Consider the following 25,259-nt stretch of genomic DNA (forward strand, 5'->3'; position numbering starts at 1 on the left):
CAGTGACATCAACCACGGGCCAAAACCTTGGTCAGCGCTTCGAGGAAGCGGCTGTTTTCCGCCGGCAAACCGATGGTGATACGCAGGTGGTTCGGCATGCCGTAGTTGGCCACCGGACGCACGATCACACCTTCACGCAGCAACCCCTCGAACACTGGTGCCGCAACGCGACCCAGATCGACACAGATGAAGTTGCCTTTGGATGGAATCCAGCTCAACCCCAGCTCGCGGAAACCCGCTTGCAACTGCTGCATGCCGGATTCGTTCAGGCGACGGCTTTCGGCCAGGTACTCGACATCTTGCAGAGCCGCACAAGCGGCGGCCAGTGCGAGACTATTGACGTTGAACGGCTGACGCACGCGGTTCAGCACATCGGCGACGATGGCCGAGGACAAGCCGTAACCGACCCGCAGCGACGCCAGGCCATAGGCCTTGGAGAAGGTGCGCGAGACCAGCAGGTTCGGGTAGGCCGCCAGATAATCCAGGCCATCCGGCAAGTCGCTGCCTTCGGCGTATTCGATGTAGGCCTCGTCCAGCACCACCAGCACATGGGCCGGCACGTCCTGCAGGAAATCATCCAGCGCCTGGGCGTCGAACCAGGTCCCGGTCGGGTTGTTCGGGTTAGCAATGAACACCACACGGGTATCGGCATCGATCGCGGCGAGCATGGCCGACAGATCATGACCCCAATCTTTGGCCGGGATCACTTTTGCCTGGGCACCAACGGCCTGAGTGACAATCGGATAGACCGCAAACGCATGGGCGCTGAACACTGCGTTCAGGCCTGGCGCCAGATAGGCACGCGCCACCAGCTCCAGAATGTCGTTGGAGCCGTTGCCCAGCGTTACCTGGTTGAGCTCGACGCGGCACTGATCGGCCAGCAGGGTCTTGAGCGCAAAACCGTTGCCGTCCGGATAGCGGGTCAGCTCGGTCAGCGCTTCGCGAATCGCTGCCAATGCCTTGGGACTGGCGCCCAACGGGTTTTCGTTGCTCGCCAGTTTGACGATATTGGCCGGATCGAGCTTCAGCTCGCGGGCCAGTTCGTCCACGGGCTTGCCCGGAACGTAAGGCGAAAGTTGTTGCACGCCCGGCTGTGCCAGAGCGAGGAAGTTGCCACTCATTTGCTACCGCCCTTAGAGAACTGCTTTCGGGTAGGAACCCAGCACTTTGAGTGCTACTGCTTCCTGACTGATCTTTTCCAGCACACCTTTGACCAGTGGGTCGCGGTGGTGGCCGACGAAGTCGATGAAGAACACGTAGGTCCATTTACCGCTGCGCGACGGACGGGTCTCGATGCGTGTCAGGTCGATGCCGTTGTCATGGAACGGCACCAGCAACTCATGGAGCGCGCCGGGTTTGTTGCTCATGGACACGATGATCGAGGTCTTGTCGTCGCCGGTCGGCGGTACTTCCTGGCTGCCGATCATCAGGAATCGCGTGGAGTTGTCCGGACGATCCTCGATTTTTTCGGCCAGACGAGTCAACCCGTACAGACCGGCGGCCATGTCGCCGGCAATTGCCGCCGAGTTCCACTCACCCTTGACCCGCTTGGCCGCTTCGGCGTTGCTCGAAACCGCCACGCGCTCGACATTCGGGTAATGGGCGTCCAGCCACTTGCGGCACTGGGCCAGGGACTGGGCGTGGGAATAGATGCGGCTGATGCTGTCGGTCTTGGTGTTTTCACCCACCAACAGGTGATGGTGAATCCGCAGTTCGACTTCGCCGCAGATCACCATGTCGTGTTCGAGGAAGCTGTCGAGGGTGTGGTTGACCGCGCCCTCGGTGGAGTTTTCCACCGGGACCACGCCAAAGTTCACCGCACCGGCCGCGACTTCACGGAACACTTCGTCGATCGCCGCCATCGGTTTGCTGATCACTGCGTGGCCGAAGTGCTTCATGGCCGCCGCTTGGGTGAAGGTGCCTTCAGGGCCGAGGTAAGCCACTTTCAGCGGCTGTTCGAGGGCCAGGCACGAGGACATGATTTCGCGGAACAGCCGCGCCATCTCTTCGTTGCCCAGCGGCCCCTGGTTACGCTCCATCACACGCTTGAGCACCTGGGCTTCACGCTCAGGACGATAGAACACCGGCACTTCGCCTTCGGCCAGCGAGGCCATCTTTACTCGCGCAACTTCCTGGGCGCAACGTGCGCGCTCACTGATCAGCTCCAGGACTTTTTCGTCCAGAGCATCAATGCGCAGGCGCAGTGCCTTGAGTTCTTGCTCAGACATTAGCCGTGTTCCTTCTCGAACTCTGCCATGTACGAAACCAGTGCGTTGACCGCAACGATATCGACGGCGTTATAGATGGAGGCACGCATGCCGCCCACGGAACGGTGACCCTTGAGGTTCAGCAGGCCGCGTTCGTCGGCACCGGCCAGGAATGGCTTGTCGAGACGATCATCGGCCAGACGGAACGGCACGTTCATCCACGAGCGGTCCGACTTGTTGATCGGGTTGCTGTACAAGCCGCTGGCGTCGATGAAGTCATACAGCGTGCGCTGCTTGACTTCATTGAGCTTGCCGATGGCTTCGACACCACCCTGCTCTTTCAGCCACTCGAACACCAGACCGGACAAGTACCAGGCCAGGGTTGGCGGGGTGTTGTACATCGAGCCGTTATCGGCCGCGACCTTGTAGTTGAGCATGGTCGGGCAAATGGAACGGGCGTGACCCAGCAGGTCTTCGCGAACGATGTTCACGACAACGCCGCTCGGGCCGATGTTTTTCTGGGCGCCGGCGTAGATCATGCCGAAGCGCGAAACATCCACCGGACGCGAAAGAATGTCCGAGGACATGTCGGCGACCAGCGGCACATCACCGGTTTCCGGAATCCATTGGAATTCCAGGCCGCCAATGGTTTCGTTCGGTGCGTAGTGAACGTAGGCCGCGTCTTTCGACAGCTTCCATTCGTTCTGGCCGGGAATGGCGAAATAGTCGTAAGGCTTGGCGGTGGCGGCAACGTTGACGTGGCCGTAGCGCGAGGCTTCTTCGATAGCTTTCTGCGACCAGATACCGGTGTCGATATAGTCGGCGGTGCCGCTTTCCGGCAACAGGTTCAGAGGAATCTGAGCAAATTGCTGGCTCGCGCCACCTTGCAGAAACAGCACTTTATAGTTCGAGGGGATATTCAGCAGATCACGCAGATCCTGCTCGGCCTTGGTGGCAATGGACACGAACTCATCGCTGCGATGGCTCATTTCCATGACCGACAAGCCCTTGCCGTGCCAATCAAGGAGTTCACCCTGGGCGCGTTTCAGGACAGCTTCGGGAAGCGCCGCAGGACCGGCACAGAAGTTATAGGCTCTCTTGCTCACATCCAATCTCGCTCTGATTTGGTGGTATCACGCAATAAATCTGTGGATCTGTGGGTGGATCCATGAACCCTGTAGGAGCTGTCGAGCGGAGCGAGGCTGCGATCTTTTCGCTCTACCCGCCAAAGCAAGAGCGACGGCAGATCAAAAGATCGCAGCCTCGCTCCGCTCGACAGCTCCTACAGGTTTTACAGTCCTACATTTAAAACAAATTCCATAGTTCCTGAGGGACAAACAACAAGGGGGCGAATCTTCATCCGCCCCCTGCTTGCCCGCTTACTCTTGCGGCTCTTCGTCAGCGGCGGCGTCGAGTTGCTGGTCTTCGGCAACGTCGTCGATCACGACTTCACTGTCGAACACTGCACCCTCTTCGCCTTCCAGCTCTTCGCCTTCGACTTCCGACGGCTCTTGAACCCGCTCCAGGCCCACCAGCGTTTCATCGCTGGCCAGCTTGATCAGCGTCACGCCCTGGGTGTTACGCCCCAGGCTGGAGACTTCGTCGACACGGGTACGAACCAACGTACCCTGGTCGGAAATCAGCATGATTTCCTCGCCGTCGAGCACCTGGACTGCGCCGACCAGACGGCCGTTACGCTCGTTGCTGACCATGGCGATAACGCCCTGACCGCCACGCTTGTACTCTGGGAACTCGGTGATCGCGGTGCGCTTGCCGAAACCACGCGCCGAAGCGGTAAGGATCTGGCTGCCTTCTTCCGGGATCAGCATGGAAATCAGCTTCTGGCCTTCCGGCAGGCGCATACCACGGACACCGCGAGCGGTACGACCCATGGCGCGAACGTCGGTTTCCTTGAAGCGAGTGACCTTGCCGCCGTCGGAGAACAGCATGACTTCACGCTCGCCATCGGTAATGGCGGCAGAGATCAGTACGTCGCCTTCGTCCAGCTCCAACGCGATCAGGCCGACGCTGCGTTGACGGCTGAAGGATTCCAGCGGGGTCTTCTTCACGGTGCCTTTGGCAGTGGCCATGAAGATGAAGTGACCTTCGGTGTATTCCTCGACCGGCAGCATGGTGGTGATGTATTCATCACTGTCCAGTGGCAGCAGGTTGACCAGCGGACGACCACGGGCAGCGCGGGACGCTTCCGGGATTTCGTAGGTTTTCAGCCAGTACACTTTGCCTTTGCTGGAGAACAGCAGCAGCGTGGTGTGGCTGTTGGCGACCAGCAGGTGAGCGATGTAGTCCTCATCCTTGACGCCGGTGGCCGACTTGCCTTTACCGCCACGACGCTGAGCCTGGTACGCAGCCAACGGCTGGGTCTTGGCGTAGCCACCGTGGGAGATGGTTACGACGCGCTCTTCTTCCGGGATCATGTCGCCCAGGGTCAGGTCGAGACGGGCATCGAGAATCTCGGTGCGACGCACATCGCCGTACTCGGCACGGATCACTTCCAGCTCTTCGCGGATCACTTCCATCAGGCGCGTGGCGCTGCTGAGGATACGGATCAGCTCGCCGATCTGGTTGAGGATCTCTTGATACTCGGCCAGCAGCTTTTCGTGCTCCAGACCGGTCAGACGGTGCAGACGCAGTTCCAGAATGGCTTGCGCCTGCTCTGGCGACAGGAAGTACTTGCCGTCGCGCAGACCGTATTGCGGGTCCAGAGTCTCTGGACGGCACGAATCAGCACCGGCACGCTCAACCATCGCAACTACAGCGGAAGATTCCCACGCAGTCTTGATCAGCGCTTCCTTGGCTTCCGACGGCGTTGGCGAGGCCTTGATCAGGGCGATGACTGGGTCGATGTTCGACAGGGCAACCGCTTGACCTTCCAGAATGTGGCCACGTTCGCGCGCTTTACGCAGCTCGAACACGGTACGACGGGTCACCACTTCGCGGCGGTGACGAACGAACGCTTCCAGCAGGTCCTTGAGGTTCAGGATCCGTGGACGGCCGTCGATCAGCGCAACAATGTTGATACCGAACACCGCTTGCAGCTGGGTCTGGGCGTAGAGGTTGTTGAGGATCACCTCAGGCACTTCACCGCGACGCAGTTCGATCACGACGCGCATACCGTCCTTGTCGGACTCGTCGCGCAGCTCGGTGATGCCTTCGAGCTTCTTCTCTTTGACCAACTCGGCGATCTTCTCGATCAGACGCGCCTTGTTCAGCTGGTAAGGGAGTTCGGTGATGACGATCTGCTGACGACCACCGACCTTGTCGATGTCTTCGATCATCGAGCGGGCACGCATGTAAATGCGCCCGCGACCGGTGCGGTAGGCTTCGATGATGCCGGCGCGACCGTTGATGATCGCGGCGGTCGGGAAGTCCGGACCGGGGATATATTGCATCAGCTCATCGACGGTCAGTTCCGGATTGTCGATGAGTGCCAGGCAACCGTCGATGACTTCACCGAGGTTGTGCGGCGGGATGTTGGTCGCCATGCCCACGGCGATACCGCTGGAGCCGTTGACCAGCAGGTTGGGAATACGGGTCGGCATGACCGCCGGGATCATTTCGGTGCCGTCGTAGTTCGGCACCCAGTCCACGGTTTCTTTGTGCAGGTCAGCGAGCAGCTCGTGCGCCAGCTTGGTCATGCGCACTTCGGTGTATCGCATGGCCGCGGCATTGTCGCCGTCCACCGAGCCGAAGTTGCCCTGACCGTCTACCAGCAGGTAACGCAGCGAGAATGGCTGCGCCATCCGAACGATGGTGTCGTACACCGCGGTATCACCGTGAGGGTGATACTTACCGATCACGTCACCGACAACACGGGCAGATTTCTTGTACGGCTTGTTGAAGTCGTTGCCCAGCTCGCTCATCGCGAACAGCACACGCCGGTGCACGGGCTTCAAGCCATCGCGCGCATCCGGCAGTGCCCGCCCGACAATCACGCTCATCGCGTAGTCGAGGTAGGACTGCTTCAGCTCGTCTTCGATATTGACCGGGAGGATTTCTTTGGCCAGTTCGCCCATGAGAAGCCTGATTCCTTTTTCTGGTGAAACTTCGTCACATCCATATGGGACGAACGAAGCTCGCCGATGCAGACTGAGTGCCGTGCACCGACTTACGACAAATCAACGAGTTATGCCATGGATCTGCGCAGTAAAGGCAGCCACATCAGGCTACCCTGGAAACCGCCGGATGTTATCACAAGAGCCGCCACGCACCTATCCCCCAGATGCGCATGGAGCATAGTTAGTTGACCGGTGACAGGCTTGAAAGGGACGAGAGGGGCTTAGAGCCGTGTTGAATGGAGAATCAGCGGCCTGATCAGCGATATTTGTTGACTGTCAGGGCCTCTTCGCGAGCAGGCTCGCTCCCACATTGAATCTGTATCGCCCACAAATCCCCTGCTCGCGATGGCAATCTTCCCACATTGTGATCTGCACCCAAAAATGAACACCAATCCTAATTTTTTGGGGGCAGATAACTGGATCTGTATCGTTCACAAATCCCCTGTGGGAGCGAGCCTGCTCGCGATGGCAATCTTTCAGGCACCAGCGATCATCAATGCAGACGCTTACGGCACATCAACTGCGCCATTTTCGCGGTATCCGGCCGTTCGACGATGCCTTTTTCGGTGACGATCACATCGATCAGGTCAGCCGGGGTCACATCGAACACCGGGTTGAACGCATCGACATCCGCCCCGAGCCGCTTGCCACCGACTTCCAGCAACTCGCGACCATCGCGCTCTTCGATGGGAATCTCGTCGCCACTAGCCAGGTTCATGTCGATGGTCGAACTCGGCGCCACCACCATGAAGCGCACGCCGTGGTGCATGGCGTTGACCGCCAGTTGGTAGGTGCCGATCTTGTTCGCCACATCACCATTGGCGGTGATGCGGTCGGCACCGACGATCACCCAGGTCACACCCTTGGTTTTCATGATGTGCGCGGCGGCGGAATCGACATTGAGGGTCACTGGAATGCCTTCATTGGCCAATTCCCATGCGGTCAATCGCGAACCCTGCAGCCATGGGCGGGTTTCGTCGGCGTAGACGCGCTCGACCATGCCTTCGATGAACGCCCCGCGAATCACCCCCAGAGCCGTGCCGAAGCCGCCGGTGGCCAGTGCGCCGGTGTTGCAGTGCGTGAGGATCGCCTGGGCGTTGCCCTGATGCTTGCGGATCAAGTCCACGCCCAACTGAGCCATGGTCAGGTTGGCTTCGCGATCACTTTCATGGATGGCGATGGCTTCGGCCTCCAGCGCCGCCAGAGGGTCTGCGTCGTCCTTGAGGCGGTCCAGGCGGTCGCGCATGCGACTCAAGGCCCAGAACAGATTAACCGCTGTTGGACGGGAATCGGCCAGTAACGCGTAATCCTCTTCCCACGCGGCCTGCCAGTCACCGCCCTCGGCAATTCGGGCGCGGGCTGACAGCACCATGGCATACGCCGCACTGATGCCAATGGCCGGCGCGCCGCGCACCACCATTGAGCGAATGGCCTCAGCCACGTCCGCGGCGCTGGTGTAGGCGATCCAGGTTTGCTCGAATGGCAAAATACGCTGATCCAGCAGATACAGGGCGCCATCACGCCAATCGATGGCTTTCACCTTCTCCGCAGCCAACAGTCGATCGCGCATCCACTTACCCCGCACTCATGAACAAAAGCCGTCGATTATAGCGATCCCCCCGTGAAGACGCTCGGGTATACTTCGCCATCCTTTACAAAAGCACTGGAACCGACTTTCGATGCCGACCCCCACCGCTGCGCTCGACCTGTTATTGCTGCCGACCTGGCTGGTACCTGTCGAACCGGCTGGCGTGGTCCTTAAAGAGCACGCCCTGGGCATCCGCGACGGTCGTATCGTATTTATCGGCCCGCGCGCAGCAGCCTTGAAGTTTAACGCAACCGAAGTCCGCGAATTGCCGGACATGTTGCTCAGCCCGGGCCTGATCAATGCTCACGGGCATGCGGCAATGACGCTGTTCCGCGGCCTGGCCGACGATCTGCCCTTGATGACCTGGCTGGAAAACCACATCTGGCCGGCCGAAGCCAAGTGGGTCGACGAGGCTTTTGTACGCGATGGCACTGACTTGGCCATCGCCGAGCAGCTCAAAGGCGGCATCACCTGTTTCTCCGACATGTATTTCTTCCCGAAGGTCGCCAGCGAACGCGTACATAACAGCGGCATTCGCGCCCAGATCGCCATTCCGATCCTCGATTTCCCGATTCCAGGCGCCGCCACGGCGGATGAAGCCATTCGTCAGGGCGTTGAATTATTCGGTGATCTCAAGCATCACGAGCGGATCAAAGTCACCTTTGGGCCCCATGCACCCTACACCGTGGGCGACGAAACCCTGGAAAAAATCCGGGTAATCGCCGAAGAACTGGACGCCTCGATTCACATGCACGTCCATGAAACCGCTTTCGAAGTGCAGCAGTCGGTCGAGCAGTGCGGCGAACGCCCGTTGGCCCGCCTCGGTCGCCTGGGCCTGCTCGGGCCGCGCCTGCAGGCCGTTCACATGACCCAGATCAGCGATGAAGACCTGATGCTGCTGGTAGAAAGTAACACCCATGTGATTCATTGCCCGGAGTCGAACCTGAAACTGGCCAGCGGTTTCTGCCCGGTCGAGCGTTTGTGGCGGGCCGGGGTCAATGTGGCGGTCGGCACCGATGGCTCGGCCAGCAATAATGACCTCGACCTGCTCGGCGAAACCCGCACCGCTGCGTTGCTGGCCAAGGCCGTCGCCGGCTCGGCCACGGCGCTGGACGCCCATCGCGCCCTGCGCATGGCCACGCTCAATGGCGCCCGTGCGCTGGGCATCGAAGCTGAAACGGGTTCGCTGGAAGTCGGTAAAGCGGCGGACATCGTCGCGTTCGACCTGTCGGGCCTGGCGCAGCAACCGGTCTACGATCCGGTTTCGCAACTGATCTATGCCACTGGCCGCGACTGCGTGAAACACCTTTGGGTCGCCGGCAAGCAACTGCTCGACGACCGCCGCCTGACCCGCCTGGATGAAGCACAGCTGTGCGCCACCGCCAAGGCCTGGGGCCAGCGCATCAGCGGCCATACCGAATCGTAAGCACCCTGGACCAAAACCGGGGCAACAGGATTTTTCAAGTTTTAGAGGACTGACACCATGAGCAACGTCGACTACGCCGAAATCGCCAAATTCGAAGCCCTGGCCCATCGCTGGTGGGACCGCGAAAGCGAGTTCAAACCGCTGCACGACATCAACCCGCTACGGGTCAACTGGATCGACGAGCGGGTCCATCTGGCCGGCAAGAAAGTCCTCGACGTCGGTTGCGGCGGCGGCATCCTCAGCGAAGCCATGGCCCAGCGCGGTGCGACCGTGACGGGCATCGACATGGGCGAAGCGCCGCTGGCCGTCGCTCAACTGCATCAGCTGGAGTCCGGCGTGAGCGTCGAGTACCGGCAGATCACCGCCGAAGCCCTGGCTGAAGAAATGCCTGAGCAATTCGACGTGGTCACCTGCCTGGAAATGCTCGAACACGTGCCAGATCCGTCGTCGGTGATTCGCGCCTGCTTCAAGATGGTCAAACCGGGCGGCCAGGTGTTCTTCTCCACCATCAACCGCAACCCGAAGGCCTATCTGTTCGCCATCGTCGGCGCCGAATACATCATGAAGTTGCTGCCGCGCGGCACCCACGACTTCAAGAAATTCATCCGCCCCTCCGAGCTTGGCGCCTGGAGCCGCATGGCCGGCCTGACCGTCAAGGACATCATCGGCCTGACCTACAATCCACTGACCAAGCATTACAAACTGGCGGCCGATGTGGACGTCAATTACATGATCCAGACCCTGCGCGAGGAGTAAGCCGATGCGTATCAGAGCAGTTCTTTTCGACATGGACGGCACCCTGCTCGACACCGCGCCGGATTTCATCGCCATCTGCCAGGCGATGCGCGCTGATCGTGGTTTGCCGCCAATCAACACTCAACACATCCGTGATGAAATTTCCGGTGGCGCCAAGGCGATGGTCGCCGCAAACTTTTCCATGGACCCGGAATCGCCGGGGTTCGAGGAACTGCGTCAGGAATTCCTCGACCGCTACCTCGAGGGTTGCGCGGTCCACAGCCATCTGTTCGACGGCATGGCCCAGGTGCTGGAAAAAATCGAGAAGGCCAACCTGATCTGGGGCGTAGTCACCAATAAGCCGGTACGTTTCGCCGAGCCGATCATGCAGCAGCTGGGCCTGGCCGACCGTTCGAAAGTGCTGATTTGCCCCGACCATGTGAAGAACAGCAAACCGGACCCGGAACCTTTGATCCTGGCGTGCAAGATGCTCGACCTGGACCCGGCCAGCGTGCTGTTTGTCGGCGATGACCTGCGGGACATCGAGTCCGGTCGCGATGCCGGCACCAAAACCTGCGCGGTGACCTACGGCTATATTCACCCGGACGATAACCCCAAGCACTGGGGCGCGGACGTAGTGATCGATCATCCGCTGGCGTTGCTCGAGGTGTTGGATAACGCTTTGTGCAGTTGCTGATTCAAATCAAAAGATCGCAGCCTGCGGCAGCTCCTACAGGAGAACCGCGATCGGCGTAGGAGCTGCCGAAGGCTGCGATCTTTTCGGCCCTGTTAACGGATTATGTTGAGGTTTTTATGTTTGATTACTCCGCCCGCCCTGACTTGCTCAAGGACCGGGTCATCCTGGTCACCGGCGCTGGCCGTGGCATTGGTGCTGCCGCTGCAAAAACCTACGCCGCCCACGGCGCCACCGTGCTGCTGCTGGGCAAGACCGAGGCCAACCTGACTCAGGTCTATGACGAAATCGAAGCGGCAGGGCATCCACAACCGGCCGTGATTCCATTCAATCTGGAAACCGCACTGCCTCATCAATACGATGAACTGGCAGCCATGATCGAGACCGAGTTCGGCCACCTCGACGGCTTGCTGCACAACGCATCCATCATCGGGCCGCGCACACCGATCGAGCAGTTGTCCGGCGAGAATTTCATGCGCGTCATGCACGTCAACGTCAACGCCATGTTCATGCTCACCAGCACCCTGCTGCCACTGCTCAAGCTGTCTCAGGACGCCTCGGTGGTGTTCACCTCCAGCAGCGTCGGTCGCAAGGGCCGTGCGTACTGGGGCGCTTACGGCGTTTCCAAGTTCGCCACCGAAGGCCTGATGCAAACCCTGGCCGACGAAGTAGACACCGTGGCACCGGTGCGCTCCAACAGCATCAACCCCGGCGCCACCCGCACCAGCATGCGCGCTCAGGCCTACCCCGGTGAAAACCCGCTGAATAATCCAACCCCCGAGGAGATCATGCCGGTCTACCTTTACCTCATGGGTCCGGACAGCACCGGCATCAATGGCCAGGCATTCAACGCTCAGTAGTGCCCGTGCGTCGCTTTTCTGCCGCGACGGCTTCCCGCCGCGGCACTCAAACCCGGTGGTAACTACCCCTGCTTCAAGTCAAATAAATGTCATCATGCTGCGCAACTCCCCTCGCATGACCTTCCAGCATTTTGATTTTTAAAGCTTTTTATTCGACTGAACCGAATGGCACGACTTTCGCTCTAATTTTGTTCAGACACGCCGTGTGAAAGCAGACGAGGCGGAGCTTCAGCCGAGAGGTTACCTAATCTTCGGCAAAGCGGACTAAACTCGTGCCAAATGTCCTACGGGACTGATGGACCAGTATGACGCGCAGCCCAAAGCCGCTCTCACCCAGCCTGTAAGACAGCCTTACTGCTTAGGGGCTCACGCCATATGAAATCACCTTCCCAGACCAACGCAATTGACTTCGACAGTGCCAAATTGCAACGCCTGGGCTTTGGTCAGCAGCCTCCCCTCCTGGAGCGGCCCGACAGTCTTGCGCAGTTGCGCCAAACGCTGGGCCTGCAACTGCAAACCAGTCTTGAGCCGCAACGCATTCTCGGACTTTTCTTCCGTGAAATTCAGCGCCTGGTGCCGCTGGATGCCTTGAGTTACGAACATCAGCCCAGCGACTTGCGCCTGCAATTCGGTGCACGGGGTCATCATTCAATCAGCTACAGCCTCAGCCATGAAGGCGAGCAATTGGGTGAGCTGGTGTTCCGTCGCAATCAACGTTTCAGCGAACAGGAACAGGGCAACCTGGAGTCACTGTTGTCGACCCTGCTCTTCCCCATGCGAAATGCCCTGCTTTACCGAGCGGCGACCCAAAGTGCATTGCGTGATCCGCTGACCGATACCGGCAACCGCATCGCCATGGATCAGACGCTGGAACGGGAAATCGAGATGTCGCGGCGACACTCGCAGCCCCTGTCGCTGCTGATGCTGGACATCGATCACTTCAAACAGATCAACGACACCTACGGGCACAGCGCCGGCGATGAAGTGCTAAAGGCCGTCGCCGCCTCGATCAAAAACCAGTTGCGCAACGTCGACATGGTGTTCCGCTTTGGTGGCGAAGAATTCCTGATTCTGCTTTCCAACACCAGTCGGGAAGCAGCAGCCATGGTCGGTGAACGACTGCGGTTTGCGGCGCAGGCTCAGGACTATGTAGCCGAGGGCAAGATGATCGAACTGACGGTCAGCATCGGTTGCTCGACGCTGCTTCCCGGCGAGTCTGCCGAGAGTTTGTTGCGACGGGCCGACAGTGCGCTGTATGTGGCCAAGCGTGAGGGGCGTAATCGCCTTGCGATGGCGGGGTAATGTAAAACTCAAGTGTTCTTGAAGAGATCGCAGCCTTCGGCAGCTCCTACGGACAGCGGCCTGTCATGACACCCCGCCGACTGTAGGAGCTGCCGTAGGCTGCGATTTTTTTAGCTTTCGGCCAACTCCATCCGCTCACGGGCTACCGGGGTTTTCACTGCCAATTCCAACTGCATGCAACGCTCCAGGAACAGATACATGTAGTCGTAACTTTTGCAGACCGCCTGGCGCAATTCCACTTGCAGCGCTTTGCTCGGGTTCATGCCCGCCAAGGTGCAGATGATTTCCAACGCTTCCCATGGATGGGCATCGTCGTACTGGGCATGCATCTTCAACCACTTCATGGCCCGCTTGCGATCTTCCTCGGGGAACGAGGCCGCATAGACGCCATTGGAGCAAACCAGGGCCGACCACTCCCCCGTCGCCCCTTCGATGGCGTAATTGGTGGCGGCGATGGCCACGATCAGCGAGTCCGACGAACTGGTGTGCCAGCACCAATGGCTCAAGGCGTGAAGCTCTGGTGCCACGTGTTGCGCTTGCAGATCTTCCAGGCTGATACCGTGGGCACGGCTCCAGTGCACCCAGTAGTCGGCATGGTTCAATTCGACGCGAATGTTGCGCATCAGCCAGCGACGCGCCATGTCTTCGCCAGGGTGGCGCGCAAACCGGGTCTTGGTCAGGTTCTGTGCCATGTATAAAGCGAACTGTTCGACCACCGGCCAGCCACCAATAAGGTACTGACGCATGGTTTTTGCACTGAGTCTGTTATCTCGCATGCGTTGATACAGTTCGTGTTCGACAACCCGGCGTTTGCTCTCGCTGCAATCCTGGATCAGTTGCTGAGCCCAGGCGGGGTAACTTGCAGCTTCCATGAGTGGTCCGGTTCTGTTGAATGTATCGATCACTGTCGCGCTCCTTTTGATTGTGATTTTAAGATCAACAAGAGATTTCAACGGAACGTGCCCGGCGCCTTGAACAACAAGGATCGGGGCCGGGCAGGACGACTTTGCAAACTATCCCAGGTAAACAGATGCGGGCGTTCAATCACATACCCTTGAGCGTAATCCACTCCGATCTCCAGCAATGCCTGCTCGATCTGAGGTGTTTCAACGAACTCTGCAATCGTGCGCTTACCCATGACATGACCGATGTGATTGATCACTTCGACCATGGCGCGGTTAATCGGGTCGTCCAGCATATCCTTTACGAAACTCCCGTCGATCTTCAGGAAGTCTACAGGTAAATGTTTCAAGTAAGCGAATGAGGACATACCGGCACAAAAGTCATCTAGCGAAAAATGACAACCTAAACCTTTGAGTTCATTGATAAATTTAGTTGCGCTAGCCAGATTTGCAATCGCGCTGGTTTCTGTAATTTCAAAACAAATCATTTCAGGTGGAATTGAATATGCAACAAACTGTTCACGAAGGAAGTCCAGAAACGCCTCATCTCCGATAGTAATTCCTGACAGATTTATCGCACACATGGCCAACGGCCCTTCGCGCTCTTGGGCAACGCACTGGGCAATGACTTTGAAAACGTTCTCCACCACCCAACGATCAATCGATGTCATCAAACCGTAACGCTCGGCGGCCGGAATGAAACTGTCCGGCAGAATCATGCGTCCCGCTTCGTCATGCAGGCGCAGCAGTATTTCGATATGCCCGCCGCCATGCTCACCTGGGCCAAGAGGCGCGATTTCCTGGGCGTACAGGCAGAAGCGGTCTTCTTCCAGCGCCACGTGCAGGCGCTGCACCCAGGCCATTTCGCCAAACCGCAAGGACAGCTCCGAGTCGTCGGCGTGATAGACCTGAACCCGGTTGCGGCCCTTTTCCTTGGCCATATAACAGGCCATGTCAGCGGCACGCAATGAAGCTTCAAGGGTGGCCGGACTCTGGACCACATGCACCAGGCCAATGCTCACGGTGGTCACGAACGGCCGGCCTTTCCAGACAAAATGCAGGTTCTGCACGGTCTGGCGCAGGCCTTCGGCGATTTTCTCGGCTGCTTGCGGCGCGCAGTTTTCCAACAGAACGCCAAACTCGTCACCCCCTAGCCGGGCCAGGGTGTCGCCTTCGCGCAAACCTGATTGCAACAACGCACAGATATGCCGCAACAACTCGTCGCCCGCCGCATGGCCGCAGGTGTCGTTGACCAGTTTGAATTGATCCAGGTCGAGAAACATCAAGGCGTGCCGCCCCGCCTGACGCGTCAGGTTATGCAGGGCCTGCTCCAGCCGATATTCGAATTCGCGGCGGTTGGCCAATCCGGTCAGAGCATCATGAGTCGCCTGCCACGACAGATTGGCGATGTATTGCCGCTCCTGGGTCATGTCATGCAGCACCAGCACGGTGCCACTGACCCTGCCCGTATTGCGGATCGGCGCGCCGACCAGAGTGACCGAAACCGTGCTGCCATCCAGACGCTGGATCAGTTTTGAATGCTCGCTGCCACCGCTGAGCTGACCGCTCAAAATGTGCTCGATCAAGGTAAAACCGTCGGCCTGAGCGTTTTCGTCCAGCAGATTGAACAGCGCCGCCAATGGCAACCCCGCCGCCTGTTCGGCCTTCCAGTGAGTCAAGGCCTCGGCGGCCGGATTCATATAGACAATCGCGCCCTCGACGTCCGTGGTGATCACCCCGTCGCCAATCGATTGCAGAGTGATCTGCGCCCGGTCTTTCTCCAACTGCAAGGCATCGGCGAAGGCATGGCGCTGCTTGAGCAGTTTATGCGTACGCAACAGCGCCAACACAATCAAACCCAACGCAGTGGCCAGGTTCGTCACCAACAGCAGCCGGAGAATCACCCGCGAACCTTCGCCCAAGGCATCGCTGAACGCTTTGGCGGCAGGCGTCACGCCATCGTTGATGGCAAGAATCTGTTCTTTCCAGCGTTTGACGTCGGCATCGGTGGCTTGGCTATCGGCAATACGCTGATGCATCTCCCGCGCGACGTCATTGAGTCGCACCAGGTACGCGTCACCGACCGTCCACCGCTCGATGGCTTTTTCCAGGTAACTGAAATTCCGGAAATTGAGGTACAGCCAAATCAGACTGGAGACGTCGTCCGGGTGGTTGCCGCCCTTGAGGATCGCGATTCGCGCTGCCTCGATATTCGGTGGCTGATGGTCCAGCGCCAGACGCAATTCATGGCCACCCTGAGGCACCGCAATCGCGTTCTGGTATTTGAGAAAAATCGTTTCGTCGCGACTGTCGGCGTAGAGATTGAGGTAATAGATGGCGTCTTTCTGGCCCTTGGACCACAGGCTTTCCCCGCCGACGTAACCGCGAACCGCCGAAAGAACGTAAAGACTGCCGCCTCCCAACAATGCCTGAAATAACACGACGGCGATAAAAGGCCAGACGATGCCCAACAACCGAGGGGTTGCGAGAGTCCTTTTTGGCTTCATGAGGTCCCTTGTCTTAACACTGCTCGATCGTCGTCCGGACGAAAACGCTACCGCTAGACTAGGATGGGTTCTCACTCTAGGCAAGCCGGGGAAGCTCATGCTCAACAGCAGCACAGTCCCGGCGATTCAGGGCTGGCTCGTCTTCATGTGCTAATCCTTGCCGGGGAAAATGCCCTGAACGTCTTGTGGCATTAATCTAGTGCTGCTGTAAATGCCCATAAAGCTTGGCGTACAAACCACCATCGGCAATCAGCTGCTGATGGTCGCCATCCTCGGCTACCTGGCCACCATCGAACACCAGAACACGGTCGGCCTGTTTCACGGCCGACAACCGGTGCGCAATGATCAGCGTGGTGCGGTTGCTCAAGAACCGCGCCAGTGCCTGGTGCAGGTTGTATTCGGTGGCCGCGTCCAGGGCGGACGTGGCCTCATCGAGGATGACTACCTTGGGTTCGGCCAACACCATCCGCGCAATCGCCAGGCGTTGACGCTGCCCACCGGATAAACGCACACCGGAGCGCCCGACAATACTGTCCAGACCATTGGGCAGTTCACGTACAGTGTTGTGCAGCTGAGCAATTTCCAATGCCTGCCAGCAGGCTTCATCGGTGCGTTCGCGGCCCATGGTCAGGTTGGCGCGCACGGTGTCGTTGAACAGTGCCGGGTGCTGCAAGACCACGGCGACATTTTCACGCACGGTTTCCAGGCCGATCTCTTCCTGAGTCGAACCACCGAAACGGATGGTGCCGGCCAAGGGCGTATACAAGCCAAGCAGCAACTGCACCAGGGTGCTTTTGCCTCCCCCGCTGGCGCCGACAATCGCGACTTTTTCACCGGGGGCAATCGACAGGTTCATTTGGTTCAGCACCAATTCGTCGCCATAGCCGAAACTCAATCCCTGAACTTCGATGCCTACCGTGTCGCGCCCCTGAAACGGGTCGACACTGCCGCTGTATTGCGGCTCATCAGCGCGGGCCAGCAACTCGTTGATCCGCGACAGCGCACCGCCGGCGGCGTAAAAGGCGTATTGCAGGTTGAGCAGTTGTTCCACCGGACCGATCATGAACCACAGGTAGCTGAACACGGCCAGCATCTGGCCGATGGACAGGTCGGAAAACAGCACGGTGAGCATGGCCGCGGCGCGAAAAATATCGATGCCGAACTGGAACAGCAAACCGCTGGCACGGTTCGATGCATCGGTTTTCCACTGCGAGCTGACCGCGTAATCGCGCACTTCACGCGCTCGCTGGCCAAGCCGTCCGAGGAAAAAACCCTGACGATTACCGGCGCGCACTTCCTGGATGGCATCCAGGGTTTCGGTCAAGGCCTGGGTGAAGCGCGAGGTGCTGTCGTTCTCGAGTTTCTTCAGGTGTTTGACCCGCTTGCCCAACTGCACCGTGGCATAGATCACCAGCGGGTTGAACAGCAGGATCAGCAGCGCGAGTTTCCAGTGCATCCACATCAGGATCGAGGCGGTGCCCACCAGCGTCAGCATCGCCACGAGGAAACGACTGAGGGTTTCGCCGACGAATTTGTCCACGGTGTCCAGGTCGGTGACCAGGTGCGTAGTCACCGTGCCGCTGCCCAGGCTTTCGTATTCGCCCAGCGAAATGCATTTGAGCCGTTCGATCAACCGCACCCGGATCCGATACACGATGTCCTTGGCCAGCGCCGCAAACAACTTCGCCTGCACCACGTTGAACAACAACGCCGCACAGCGTAGTGCCAGAGTCACCAGCAGCATCAGGCCAATGTAACCCGCGGCTTTCTGCCAGACGTCGGGAAGCGCGTGGTTCATGATTTGCAGCGCGGCGTCGCCGTGGCCCAGCAGCACTTCGTCCACCAGCAACGGCAACAGCAAGGGGATCGGCACGCTGCACAGCGTTGCCAATACCGCGACGCCGTTGGCGATCCACAGGGATTTTTTATGGTGAAGGGCCAGGCGACGGATTTCTGCCCAGCTCAGACGGTCGACACGTGCAGGGGCTGGAACGTCGTCGGGCAGGTCATGCACAGGCAGCGCGCTCCAGCCAGCGGCCGAGCAACGGTGACAACACATTCAACGGTTGATACCCATTTGTCAGCAACGCCAATTGACCATCACGCTCTGCCAGCAAGGTCGGGAAACCGGCAATGCCCAGGTCCTGGACCCAGGTGAAATCGGCAGCGGTGGCGGCGTGCTGATCGGCACGGTCAAAGGCGGCGGCGAATTCGATGCGAGGCAAACCGGCCTGCTCCGCCAGCTCCACCAACACACTGGCGTGAGTGACGTCGCGACCTTCGGCGTAGAAGGCCTGCTGGATCAACCCGAGCAGTTTCCACGCGCAATCCGGTGCCAGGCTGCGCGCCGTCACCAGCGCCCGACAGGCAGGCTCGGTGTCGTAGACGAACCCGTCAGGCAGCGCGCCTTCAAACTTGAACGGTTGGCCAGTGGCCTCGTGGACCGCCTGCCAGTGTTCAAGGATGTAGCGCCGGGTGGTCGGCTCCAGCGCTGAGCCGCTGCCGGTGCGCAAACCGCCGACGATCAGATGCACGTCCACCCCCGCCGCCTGCGCCTGCTCGACCAGCGCGTTGGCCACTGGCGCAAAGCCCCAGCACCAGGAACACATCGGGTCCATCACATAGAGCAGGCGACGTGCAGACATGGTTCAAGCCTCGGAAGGAGTTTGCTTGTAGTTGTAACCAATCGGGTGCGGCAGGTTGCGCGCCTTGGCCAGTTCGATCTGCTTCTGCCGGTCGATGGCACTGCGACGGGTTTTCTCGCTCAGCTTATCCCAGCAATGCGGGCAACTGATGCCGGCCACATAGTGCTCGGACGCGCGGTCTTCGACGCTGACAGGCGTACGACAGGCATGACATTGATCGTAGTCGCCTTCGCTGAGATCGTGGCGCACGGTCACGCGGTTATCGAACACGAAGCAGTCGCCCTGCCATTTGGTTTCTTCCTGCGGCACCTCTTCGAGGTACTTCAGGATGCCACCCTTGAGGTGATAGACCTCGTCGAAACCCTGGCTGAGCATGTAGCTCGAAGCCTTTTCGCAACGAATGCCGCCGGTGCAGAACATCGCGACTTTCTTGTGCACGGCCGGGTCGAAATTGGCTTTGATGTAGTCGGGGAATTCGCGAAAACTGGTGGTCTTCGGATCGATGGCGCCTTCGAAGGTGCCAATCGAGACTTCGTAATCGTTGCGGGTGTCGATCAGCAGTACTTCGGGATCGCTGATCAGCGCGTTCCAGTTCTGCGGATCCACATAGGTGCCGACCTTTTTGTTCGGGTCCACGCCTTCAACGCCCAAGGTGACGATTTCTTTCTTGAGTTTGACTTTGGTGCGGTAGAACGGCTGCTCGTCGCAGTACGACTCTTTGTGGTCGATGTCGTCCATGCGCGGGTCGTTCTTGAGCCAGGCCATCAGCCCGTCAATGCCTTCGCGGCTGCCGGACACGGTGCCGTTGATGCCTTCTTCGGCGATCAGCAGCGTGCCTTTGATGCCGTTGTCGACCATCGCTTGCAGCAGCGGCTCGCGCAGGGCGACGTAATCTTCCAGGGTGACGAACTTATACAGTGCCGCCACGACAATCTGTTGTGTCATGGGTAATTCTCCAGGTGGCTACCCTCGTAAGGGGTGAACCGGATGCGAAAAAAAACGCGCCGGGTAAGCGGCGCGTTGCGGATTCTAGCAAAAAAGATCGCAGCCTGCGGCAGCTCCTACATAGGAATGCATTCTCCTGTAGGAGCTGCCGCAGGCTGCGATCTTTTGATCTTAATGCTTGCTGCCGCCAGCGCAGGTCGGCGAAGCCGGGGCCGCGTCGATCTGTGCCCATTCTTGCGGCGTGTAGGTATGCAGCGCCAACGCATGGAACTCGCCCATCAGTTCGCCCAACGTGCCGTACACCTTCTGGTGACGCTTGACGCGATTGAGGCCTTCAAACTGTTGGCTGACCACCACGGCCTTGAAGTGGGTCTGCAACCCACGGCTGTGCATGTGGCTTTCATCCAGCACTTGCAGGTGCTCGGGCTGTAACAGCCCGAGCGTCGATTCGATGCGTTGTTGCATGGTCATCCCGAACTCCGCTTAAGGCTTTTTCTTGGCAGGAGCGGCGCCTTTAGGCTCCAGCTCGGCCGTCATGTCAGCCAGCAGTTTGTTGACCACAGGCACCGCGCTTTCCAGCTTGGCCTGGGTCATCTGTGCCGATTGCTGAGTCAGCTGCGGCATTTTTTCCAGGACTTTCTTGCCCAGTGGAGACTGGTAGAACGCAACCAGATCCTTGAGCTCGGATTCGCTGAAATTGGTGGTGTAAAGCTTGACCATGTCTGGCTTCAGCTTGTTCCAGCCAATGGCTGCGTCCAGAGCGGCGTTGGCCTTGGCTTGATAGGTTTCCAGCAGGGCTTTTTTCGATTCAGGGGCTTTGGTCTGTTCAAAGCGCTGAGCGAACATTTGCTGCACTTGCATGTACACCGGAGTGCCCAATTTGTCAGCGTGCGCCAGGGTCAGGAAAGCTTCGGCACTGGCGTTGTGGCTGGCGGTATCGGCAAAAACCTGGCCGCTGGCGCAAACCAGTGCAACCGCGGTACAGATGGCACGAAGACGAGTCATCGAGTTTCCTTTTCTAGCAGGCGAGGCAAAACCTCAAGGGCGTCCATTCTGCACCTAAAAAAGTGTGTCACTCAACCCCAAGCCTTGTCGCGCCTGATTTAGAGGGGTTGAACGGTCAAATTCCAGACTGATGGAACCACGGCCGGCGATCACGGCCTAAACTGCGCTATCAGACCGACAGGAGTGTGCATGATGAGCCGTATCGAAACCGACAGCCTGGGCCAGGTAGAAGTCCCGGATGACGCTTACTGGGGCGCTCAGACGCAACGCTCGCTGATCAACTTCGCCATCGGCAACGAGCGCATGCCGCTGGCCGTGCTGCACGCCTTGGCCCTGATCAAGAAAGCCTCGGCGCGTGTCAACGATCGCAATGGCGACCTGCCCGCCGACATCGCCCGGCTGATCGAACAGGCCGCCGACGAAGTGCTCGACGGCGACCACGACGAGCAGTTCCCGCTGGTGGTCTGGCAGACCGGCAGCGGCACCCAGAGCAACATGAACGTCAACGAAGTGATCGCCGGTCGCGCCAACGAACTGGCCGGCAACCCGCGCGGCGGCAAGACGCCGGTGCATCCCAACGATCACGTCAACCGTTCCCAGAGTTCCAACGATTGCTTCCCCACGGCCATGCACATCGCGACGGCTCAGGCGGTGCAGCAGCATTTGCTACCGGCGATCAGCGAATTGTCGGGCGGGTTGGCGGAGTTGTCCGCGCGGCACATGAAACTGGTCAAGACCGGTCGTACCCATATGATGGACGCCACACCGATCACTTTCGGCCAGGAACTCTCGGCGTTCATCGCGCAACTGGATTACGCCGAGCGGGCGATCCGAAGCGCGCTGCCGGCGGTCTGTGAACTGGCTCAGGGCGGCACTGCGGTCGGCACCGGATTGAACTCGCCCCACGGTTTTGGCGAAGCGATCGCTGCTGAACTGGCCGCCCTCTCCGGCCTGCCGTTCGTTACGGCCCCCAATAAATTTGCCGCCCTGGCCGGCCACGAGCCGCTGGTCACCCTTTCCGGCGCCCTGAAGACCCTTGCCGTGACCCTGATGAAAATCGCCAACGACCTGCGCCTGCTGGGCTCCGGGCCGCGAGCGGGGTTGGCCGAAGTGAAACTGCCGGCCAATGAGCCGGGCAGTTCGATCATGCCCGGCAAGGTCAACCCGACTCAGTGCGAAGCCCTGTCGATGCTGGCCTGCCAGGTATTGGGCAATGACGTTGCCATCGGTTTTGCCGCCAGTCAGGGCCATCTGCAATTGAACGTGTTCAAACCGGTGATCATCCATAACCTGCTGCAATCGATCCGCTTGCTGGGCGATGGCTGCAGTAACTTCCAGCAGCATTGCATCGCCGGGCTGGAACCGGATGCCGAGAAAATGGCCGAGCACCTGGAACAAGGCTTGATGCTGGTGACGGCGCTGAACCCGCATATCGGCTACGACAAGTCGGCGGAAATTGCCAAGAAGGCTTACAGCGAGGGGCTGACCCTGCGTGAGGCGGCGTTGCAGCTGGGCTATCTGACCAATGAAGAGTTTGATGCGTGGGTGAGGCCGGAGGATATGCTGGAGGCTGGTAGCAAGGGTTGAGATGAAGTGAAGCAAAAAGATCGCAGCCTTCGGCAGCTCCTACATAAGATTGGCGAACACCTGTAGGAGCTGCCGAAGGCTGCGATCTTTTGATCTTCAGGCCATCCGCACCCGCCGCGCCCTGAGCCCCGCCATCAACGATGGCCCCAACGCCACCAGCACCGACCCCAACACCACCAACACCGCCCCGCCATAACCCAGGCCGTTGATCTGCTCGGCGTGCACATACTCAGGCCATAACCACGCGGCCACAGCCACGGCGGCAAAGGTCACCAGCGGCGTGATCGCCAGCGTTGCGCTGACCCGCGAAGCTTCCCAATGGGCCAGGGCTTCGGCGAAGGCGCCATAAGCGATCAGGGTGTTCAAACAGCACGCCAGCAGCAGCCAGCCTTGCAACGGACTCAATTGCAGCGCTTCCAGCGGATGCACCCATGGCGTCAGCAACAGCGCGCAGAACAGGTAAATCACCATCATCACCTGCAACGAATTCCACACCGTGAGCAACTGCTTCTGGCCCAAGGCATAGAAGGTCCAGACCGTGGACGCCAAGAGCACCATCAGCACACCGGCGGTGTAATCGGTCAGGGAGGAGAGCAGTTCACTCAAACGCTGATTGAAGAACAGTGCAAAGCCGATCAGCAGCACCAACAGGCCAATCCCCTGCCCCACGCTAAACCGTTCCTTGAACACGAACAGACTGGCGATCAGCAACATGATCGGGCCCATCTGCACCACCAGTTGCGCGGTGCCGGGGCTGAGCAGGTTCAGGCCCATCAGGTACAGCACGTAGTTACCAACCAGTCCGAGTACCGCCATCAACACCAGCCAGCCACCGCGCGGGCCGAGGACTTTGCGACTCGGCAGGCGTTTGGTCGCCGCCAGATAAATGAACAGACAACCGCCGGACACCAGCAAGCGAAACCAGGTCACCGTCACCGGGTCCATCACCAGCAGCACTTGCTTGAGCTTGATCGGCAGGATTCCCCACAGCAACGCGGTCAGCAAGGCCAGGCACAGACCATAAACCCAGCGACCCGATGAAATATGCATGCTGACCCCGAAGCCGATTGGCGAAAACGGTCATTCTAGGCTCAGACGGGAACGCGACACAGGGACAGTTGCCAACGGGCCGCGAATGAAACTGTGCAGGTCGCACCCTGAAGTTGACGATATGCCGTCGATCAGGTGGCCAGGCGCGGCCAGTGGTTCATGCATAAGCTCATTGAAACCGTCACCCGCAGGAGATCGCCCATGTACGGCATGCGCGCCCAAGACAACGCCCCCGCCACCCACTTTCGTTGTGACCGCTTGTGTCGTGTGAATGGAGAGTTGTACTTCACCACGCGGGAACACACGCTGGAGGGTCCGTTTGAAAACCGGGAAGCAGCGGTGCGTGAGATTCAAGCGTATATCGAGCGGATGCAGTTCTTGTGCATGAGCCGGTAAACCGCGGCGCCTACATCGCGAGCAGGCTCGCTCCCACAGTGGATCAATGGTGAACACAAGATTGGTGAACACCAGTGATCTATGTGGGAGCGAGCCTGCTCGCGATAGCGGTCAATCAGACAACACGAATTCGCAGATTTAACGCACCGCCTCAAACAACCCCGTAGCCCCCATCCCGCCCCCCACGCACATGGTGACGATGCCATAGCGCAGGTTACGCCGCTGCAATTCACGCACGATGTGCCCGACCTGACGCGAGCCGGTCATGCCGAATGGATGGCCGATGGCAATCGAGCCGCCGTTGACGTTGTATTTGTCGTTGTCGATTTCCAGCCGATTGCGGCTGTACAGGCATTGCGAGGCGAACGCTTCGTTGAGTTCCCACAGATCAATGTCGGCAACCTGCAATCCCTTGGCCTTGAGCAACTTCGGCACCGAGAACACGGGGCCGATGCCCATCTCGTCTGGCTGACACCCGGCCACGGCAAAACCGCGGAAGAAGGCTTTGGGCTTGAGCCCCAGCGCCAGGGCTTTTTCCAGGCTCATCACCAGGGTCATCGAAGCGCCGTCGGACAGCTGCGACGAGTTGCCAGCGGTCACCGAGCCGTCCTCGGCAAACACCGGTTTCAACCCGGCCAGGCTTTGCAGCGTGGTATCCGGGCGATTGCAATCGTCATGGTCGACGATACCTTCGAGAATCTGCACCTGGCCGGTGACCTTGTCTTCAACGCGATACTTCACCGTCATCGGCACGATTTCATCGTCAAACAACCCGGCGGCCTGCGCCAGGGCGGTACGTTGCTGACTTTGCAGGGCGTACATATCCTGTTCCTGGCGACTGACAGCGTAACGACGCGCGACGATTTCGGCGGTCTGGCCCATGGGGAAATAGATGCCCGGCACCTGCTCTTTCAGCAGCGGGTTGATCAGGTTGTCGGTGTTGACGCTTTTCATGGTCAGGCTGATCGACTCGACGCCACCGGCGACGATGATGTCGCTGCAGCCCGAAGCGATTTGATTGGCGGCAATGGCAATGGCCTGCAAGCCCGATGAACAGAAACGATTAAGGGTCATGCCACCGGTACCGATGCCCAGGTGCGACAGCACCGCGACGTTACGGCCGATGTTGAAGCCCTGGGCGCCTTCGTTGGAGCCGGCGCCGACGATGCAATCCTCGACACTGGCCGGGTCGACGTCATTGCGCGTGAGCAACGCATTGACACAGTGGGCCGCCATGTCGTCCGGACGGGTCATGTTGAACTTGCCGCGAAAGGATTTGGCCAGGCCGGTCCGTACGCTGTCGACGATCACCACTTCACGCATGGCATACACCT

At 59.3% G+C, this 25,259-nt stretch carries 21 protein-coding genes; 7 read left to right on the forward strand and 14 right to left on the reverse strand.

The genetic code is table 11. The features are described from left to right. Positions 1–8 precede the first annotated feature (8 nt). From hisC to mtnA, 5 genes are all read right to left on the reverse strand, one after another. Positions 9–1,121 (reverse strand): histidinol-phosphate transaminase, encoded by a 1,113-nt coding sequence (hisC, locus tag ACZ89R_RS09755; protein WP_429545919.1) that lies wholly within the window; start codon positions 1,119–1,121, stop codon positions 9–11. Between the two features lie 12 nt (positions 1,122–1,133). Beyond that, a complete protein-coding gene (gene pheA, locus ACZ89R_RS09760) occupies positions 1,134–2,228 on the reverse strand; it encodes a prephenate dehydratase (protein ID WP_007899727.1) in 1,095 nt (364 codons plus the stop codon). Then, positions 2,228–3,313 carry a 3-phosphoserine/phosphohydroxythreonine transaminase gene (serC, locus tag ACZ89R_RS09765; protein WP_123494523.1) on the reverse strand — a complete coding sequence of 362 codons (1,086 nt, stop codon included), beginning with the start codon at positions 3,311–3,313 and terminating at the stop codon, positions 2,228–2,230. Before serC ends, pheA begins: the two co-directional genes overlap by 1 nt. A gap of 273 nt (positions 3,314–3,586) precedes the next feature. After that, a complete protein-coding gene (gyrA, locus tag ACZ89R_RS09770; protein ID WP_429545918.1) occupies positions 3,587–6,241 on the reverse strand; it encodes a DNA gyrase subunit A in 2,655 nt (884 codons plus the stop codon). 535 nt (positions 6,242–6,776) lie between these two features. Further along, the gene (gene mtnA / locus ACZ89R_RS09775; RefSeq protein ID WP_429545917.1) at positions 6,777–7,853 is read right to left on the reverse strand and encodes an S-methyl-5-thioribose-1-phosphate isomerase; all 1,077 of its coding nucleotides are present in this window, start codon (positions 7,851–7,853) and stop codon (positions 6,777–6,779) included. Between the two features lie 109 nt (positions 7,854–7,962). Between mtnA and ACZ89R_RS09780 the strand changes: the two genes are divergently transcribed. From ACZ89R_RS09780 to ACZ89R_RS09800, 5 genes are all read left to right on the forward strand, one after another. Next, positions 7,963–9,297, forward strand: a complete 1,335-nt coding sequence (locus tag ACZ89R_RS09780) for a TRZ/ATZ family hydrolase (protein ID WP_429545916.1) — start codon at positions 7,963–7,965, stop codon at positions 9,295–9,297. A gap of 57 nt (positions 9,298–9,354) precedes the next feature. Next, the gene (ubiG, locus tag ACZ89R_RS09785; RefSeq protein WP_305425799.1) at positions 9,355–10,053 is read left to right on the forward strand and encodes a bifunctional 2-polyprenyl-6-hydroxyphenol methylase/3-demethylubiquinol 3-O-methyltransferase UbiG; all 699 of its coding nucleotides are present in this window, start codon (positions 9,355–9,357) and stop codon (positions 10,051–10,053) included. A 4-nt stretch (positions 10,054–10,057) separates the two neighbouring features. Next, positions 10,058–10,729 carry an N-acetylmuramic acid 6-phosphate phosphatase MupP gene (mupP, locus tag ACZ89R_RS09790; RefSeq protein WP_123494528.1) on the forward strand — a complete coding sequence of 224 codons (672 nt, stop codon included), beginning with the start codon at positions 10,058–10,060 and terminating at the stop codon, positions 10,727–10,729. A gap of 116 nt (positions 10,730–10,845) precedes the next feature. Next, positions 10,846–11,586 (forward strand): YciK family oxidoreductase, encoded by a 741-nt coding sequence (locus tag ACZ89R_RS09795; RefSeq protein ID WP_063341138.1) that lies wholly within the window; start codon positions 10,846–10,848, stop codon positions 11,584–11,586. A 375-nt stretch (positions 11,587–11,961) separates the two neighbouring features. Further along, positions 11,962–12,888 (forward strand): GGDEF domain-containing protein, encoded by a 927-nt coding sequence (locus ACZ89R_RS09800; RefSeq protein ID WP_192344035.1) that lies wholly within the window; start codon positions 11,962–11,964, stop codon positions 12,886–12,888. A 110-nt stretch (positions 12,889–12,998) separates the two neighbouring features. Here ACZ89R_RS09800 and ACZ89R_RS09805 read toward each other — a convergent pair whose 3' ends face one another. From ACZ89R_RS09805 to ACZ89R_RS09835, 7 genes are all read right to left on the reverse strand, one after another. Next, positions 12,999–13,760, reverse strand: coding sequence for a TenA family transcriptional regulator (locus ACZ89R_RS09805; RefSeq protein WP_429428837.1), 762 nt, complete (start codon positions 13,758–13,760; stop codon positions 12,999–13,001). Positions 13,761–13,837: 77 nt separating this feature from the next. Next, a complete protein-coding gene (locus ACZ89R_RS09810; protein WP_429545915.1) occupies positions 13,838–16,297 on the reverse strand; it encodes an EAL domain-containing protein in 2,460 nt (819 codons plus the stop codon). Positions 16,298–16,493: 196 nt separating this feature from the next. Then, positions 16,494–18,311: an ABC transporter ATP-binding protein gene (locus ACZ89R_RS09815; RefSeq protein ID WP_429545914.1), complete on the reverse strand. Its 1,818-nt coding sequence runs from the start codon at positions 18,309–18,311 to the stop codon at positions 16,494–16,496. Continuing rightward, positions 18,304–18,906, reverse strand: coding sequence for a DsbA family protein (locus tag ACZ89R_RS09820; protein ID WP_429547870.1), 603 nt, complete (start codon positions 18,904–18,906; stop codon positions 18,304–18,306). Before ACZ89R_RS09820 ends, ACZ89R_RS09815 begins: the two co-directional genes overlap by 8 nt. A gap of 39 nt (positions 18,907–18,945) precedes the next feature. Next, positions 18,946–19,887 carry an oxygen-dependent tRNA uridine(34) hydroxylase TrhO gene (gene trhO, locus ACZ89R_RS09825; RefSeq protein WP_095634957.1) on the reverse strand — a complete coding sequence of 314 codons (942 nt, stop codon included), beginning with the start codon at positions 19,885–19,887 and terminating at the stop codon, positions 18,946–18,948. Between the two features lie 171 nt (positions 19,888–20,058). Next, entirely contained in the window at positions 20,059–20,358 is a 300-nt protein-coding gene (locus ACZ89R_RS09830) for a BolA family protein (RefSeq protein WP_008005913.1), read from the reverse strand. A gap of 12 nt (positions 20,359–20,370) precedes the next feature. Beyond that, the gene (locus tag ACZ89R_RS09835; RefSeq protein ID WP_008071591.1) at positions 20,371–20,892 is read right to left on the reverse strand and encodes a DUF2059 domain-containing protein; all 522 of its coding nucleotides are present in this window, start codon (positions 20,890–20,892) and stop codon (positions 20,371–20,373) included. 192 nt (positions 20,893–21,084) lie between these two features. On the opposite strand from ACZ89R_RS09835, the gene ACZ89R_RS09840 reads away from it, so the two are divergent. Further along, positions 21,085–22,479 carry a class II fumarate hydratase gene (locus ACZ89R_RS09840; protein ID WP_429545913.1) on the forward strand — a complete coding sequence of 465 codons (1,395 nt, stop codon included), beginning with the start codon at positions 21,085–21,087 and terminating at the stop codon, positions 22,477–22,479. 96 nt (positions 22,480–22,575) lie between these two features. Here the strand turns inward: ACZ89R_RS09840 and ACZ89R_RS09845 are convergent, their stop codons facing one another. After that, the gene (locus ACZ89R_RS09845) at positions 22,576–23,529 is read right to left on the reverse strand and encodes a DMT family transporter (protein ID WP_429545912.1); all 954 of its coding nucleotides are present in this window, start codon (positions 23,527–23,529) and stop codon (positions 22,576–22,578) included. Positions 23,530–23,730: 201 nt separating this feature from the next. Here ACZ89R_RS09845 and ACZ89R_RS09850 point away from each other — a divergent pair, with 201 nt between their 5' ends. Then, positions 23,731–23,925: a DUF6316 family protein gene (locus tag ACZ89R_RS09850; RefSeq protein ID WP_123494538.1), complete on the forward strand. Its 195-nt coding sequence runs from the start codon at positions 23,731–23,733 to the stop codon at positions 23,923–23,925. Positions 23,926–24,063: 138 nt separating this feature from the next. On the opposite strand, the gene ACZ89R_RS09855 is transcribed toward ACZ89R_RS09850, so the two are convergent. Continuing rightward, positions 24,064–25,248, reverse strand: a complete 1,185-nt coding sequence (locus tag ACZ89R_RS09855) for a thiolase family protein (protein ID WP_429545911.1) — start codon at positions 25,246–25,248, stop codon at positions 24,064–24,066. Positions 25,249–25,259 lie beyond the last annotated feature (11 nt).

It is taken from the genome of Pseudomonas sp. TE3728, assembly GCF_056279145.1.

Excerpts from the sequence above, each read along its gene's own strand:
- hisC (WP_429545919.1), bottom strand. The coding sequence starts at position 1,121 with ATGAGTGGCAACTTCCTCGCTCTGGCACAGCCGGGCGTGCAACAACTT.
- pheA (WP_007899727.1), bottom strand. The coding sequence starts at position 2,228 with ATGTCTGAGCAAGAACTCAAGGCACTGCGCCTGCGCATTGATGCTCTG.
- gyrA (WP_429545918.1), bottom strand. The coding sequence starts at position 6,241 with ATGGGCGAACTGGCCAAAGAAATCCTCCCGGTCAATATCGAAGACGAG.
- mtnA (WP_429545917.1), bottom strand. The coding sequence starts at position 7,853 with ATGCGCGATCGACTGTTGGCTGCGGAGAAGGTGAAAGCCATCGATTGG.
- ACZ89R_RS09780 (WP_429545916.1), top strand. The coding sequence starts at position 7,963 with ATGCCGACCCCCACCGCTGCGCTCGACCTGTTATTGCTGCCGACCTGG.
- ubiG (WP_305425799.1), top strand. The coding sequence starts at position 9,355 with ATGAGCAACGTCGACTACGCCGAAATCGCCAAATTCGAAGCCCTGGCC.
- mupP (WP_123494528.1), top strand. The coding sequence starts at position 10,058 with ATGCGTATCAGAGCAGTTCTTTTCGACATGGACGGCACCCTGCTCGAC.
- ACZ89R_RS09795 (WP_063341138.1), top strand. The coding sequence starts at position 10,846 with ATGTTTGATTACTCCGCCCGCCCTGACTTGCTCAAGGACCGGGTCATC.
- ACZ89R_RS09800 (WP_192344035.1), top strand. The coding sequence starts at position 11,962 with ATGAAATCACCTTCCCAGACCAACGCAATTGACTTCGACAGTGCCAAA.
- ACZ89R_RS09805 (WP_429428837.1), bottom strand. The coding sequence starts at position 13,760 with ATGGAAGCTGCAAGTTACCCCGCCTGGGCTCAGCAACTGATCCAGGAT.
- ACZ89R_RS09810 (WP_429545915.1), bottom strand. The coding sequence starts at position 16,297 with ATGAAGCCAAAAAGGACTCTCGCAACCCCTCGGTTGTTGGGCATCGTC.
- ACZ89R_RS09820 (WP_429547870.1), bottom strand. The coding sequence starts at position 18,906 with ATGTGTTCCTGGTGCTGGGGCTTTGCGCCAGTGGCCAACGCGCTGGTC.
- trhO (WP_095634957.1), bottom strand. The coding sequence starts at position 19,887 with ATGACACAACAGATTGTCGTGGCGGCACTGTATAAGTTCGTCACCCTG.
- ACZ89R_RS09830 (WP_008005913.1), bottom strand. The coding sequence starts at position 20,358 with ATGACCATGCAACAACGCATCGAATCGACGCTCGGGCTGTTACAGCCC.
- ACZ89R_RS09835 (WP_008071591.1), bottom strand. The coding sequence starts at position 20,892 with ATGACTCGTCTTCGTGCCATCTGTACCGCGGTTGCACTGGTTTGCGCC.
- ACZ89R_RS09840 (WP_429545913.1), top strand. The coding sequence starts at position 21,085 with ATGAGCCGTATCGAAACCGACAGCCTGGGCCAGGTAGAAGTCCCGGAT.
- ACZ89R_RS09845 (WP_429545912.1), bottom strand. The coding sequence starts at position 23,529 with ATGCATATTTCATCGGGTCGCTGGGTTTATGGTCTGTGCCTGGCCTTG.
- ACZ89R_RS09850 (WP_123494538.1), top strand. The coding sequence starts at position 23,731 with ATGTACGGCATGCGCGCCCAAGACAACGCCCCCGCCACCCACTTTCGT.
- ACZ89R_RS09855 (WP_429545911.1), bottom strand. The coding sequence starts at position 25,248 with ATGCGTGAAGTGGTGATCGTCGACAGCGTACGGACCGGCCTGGCCAAA.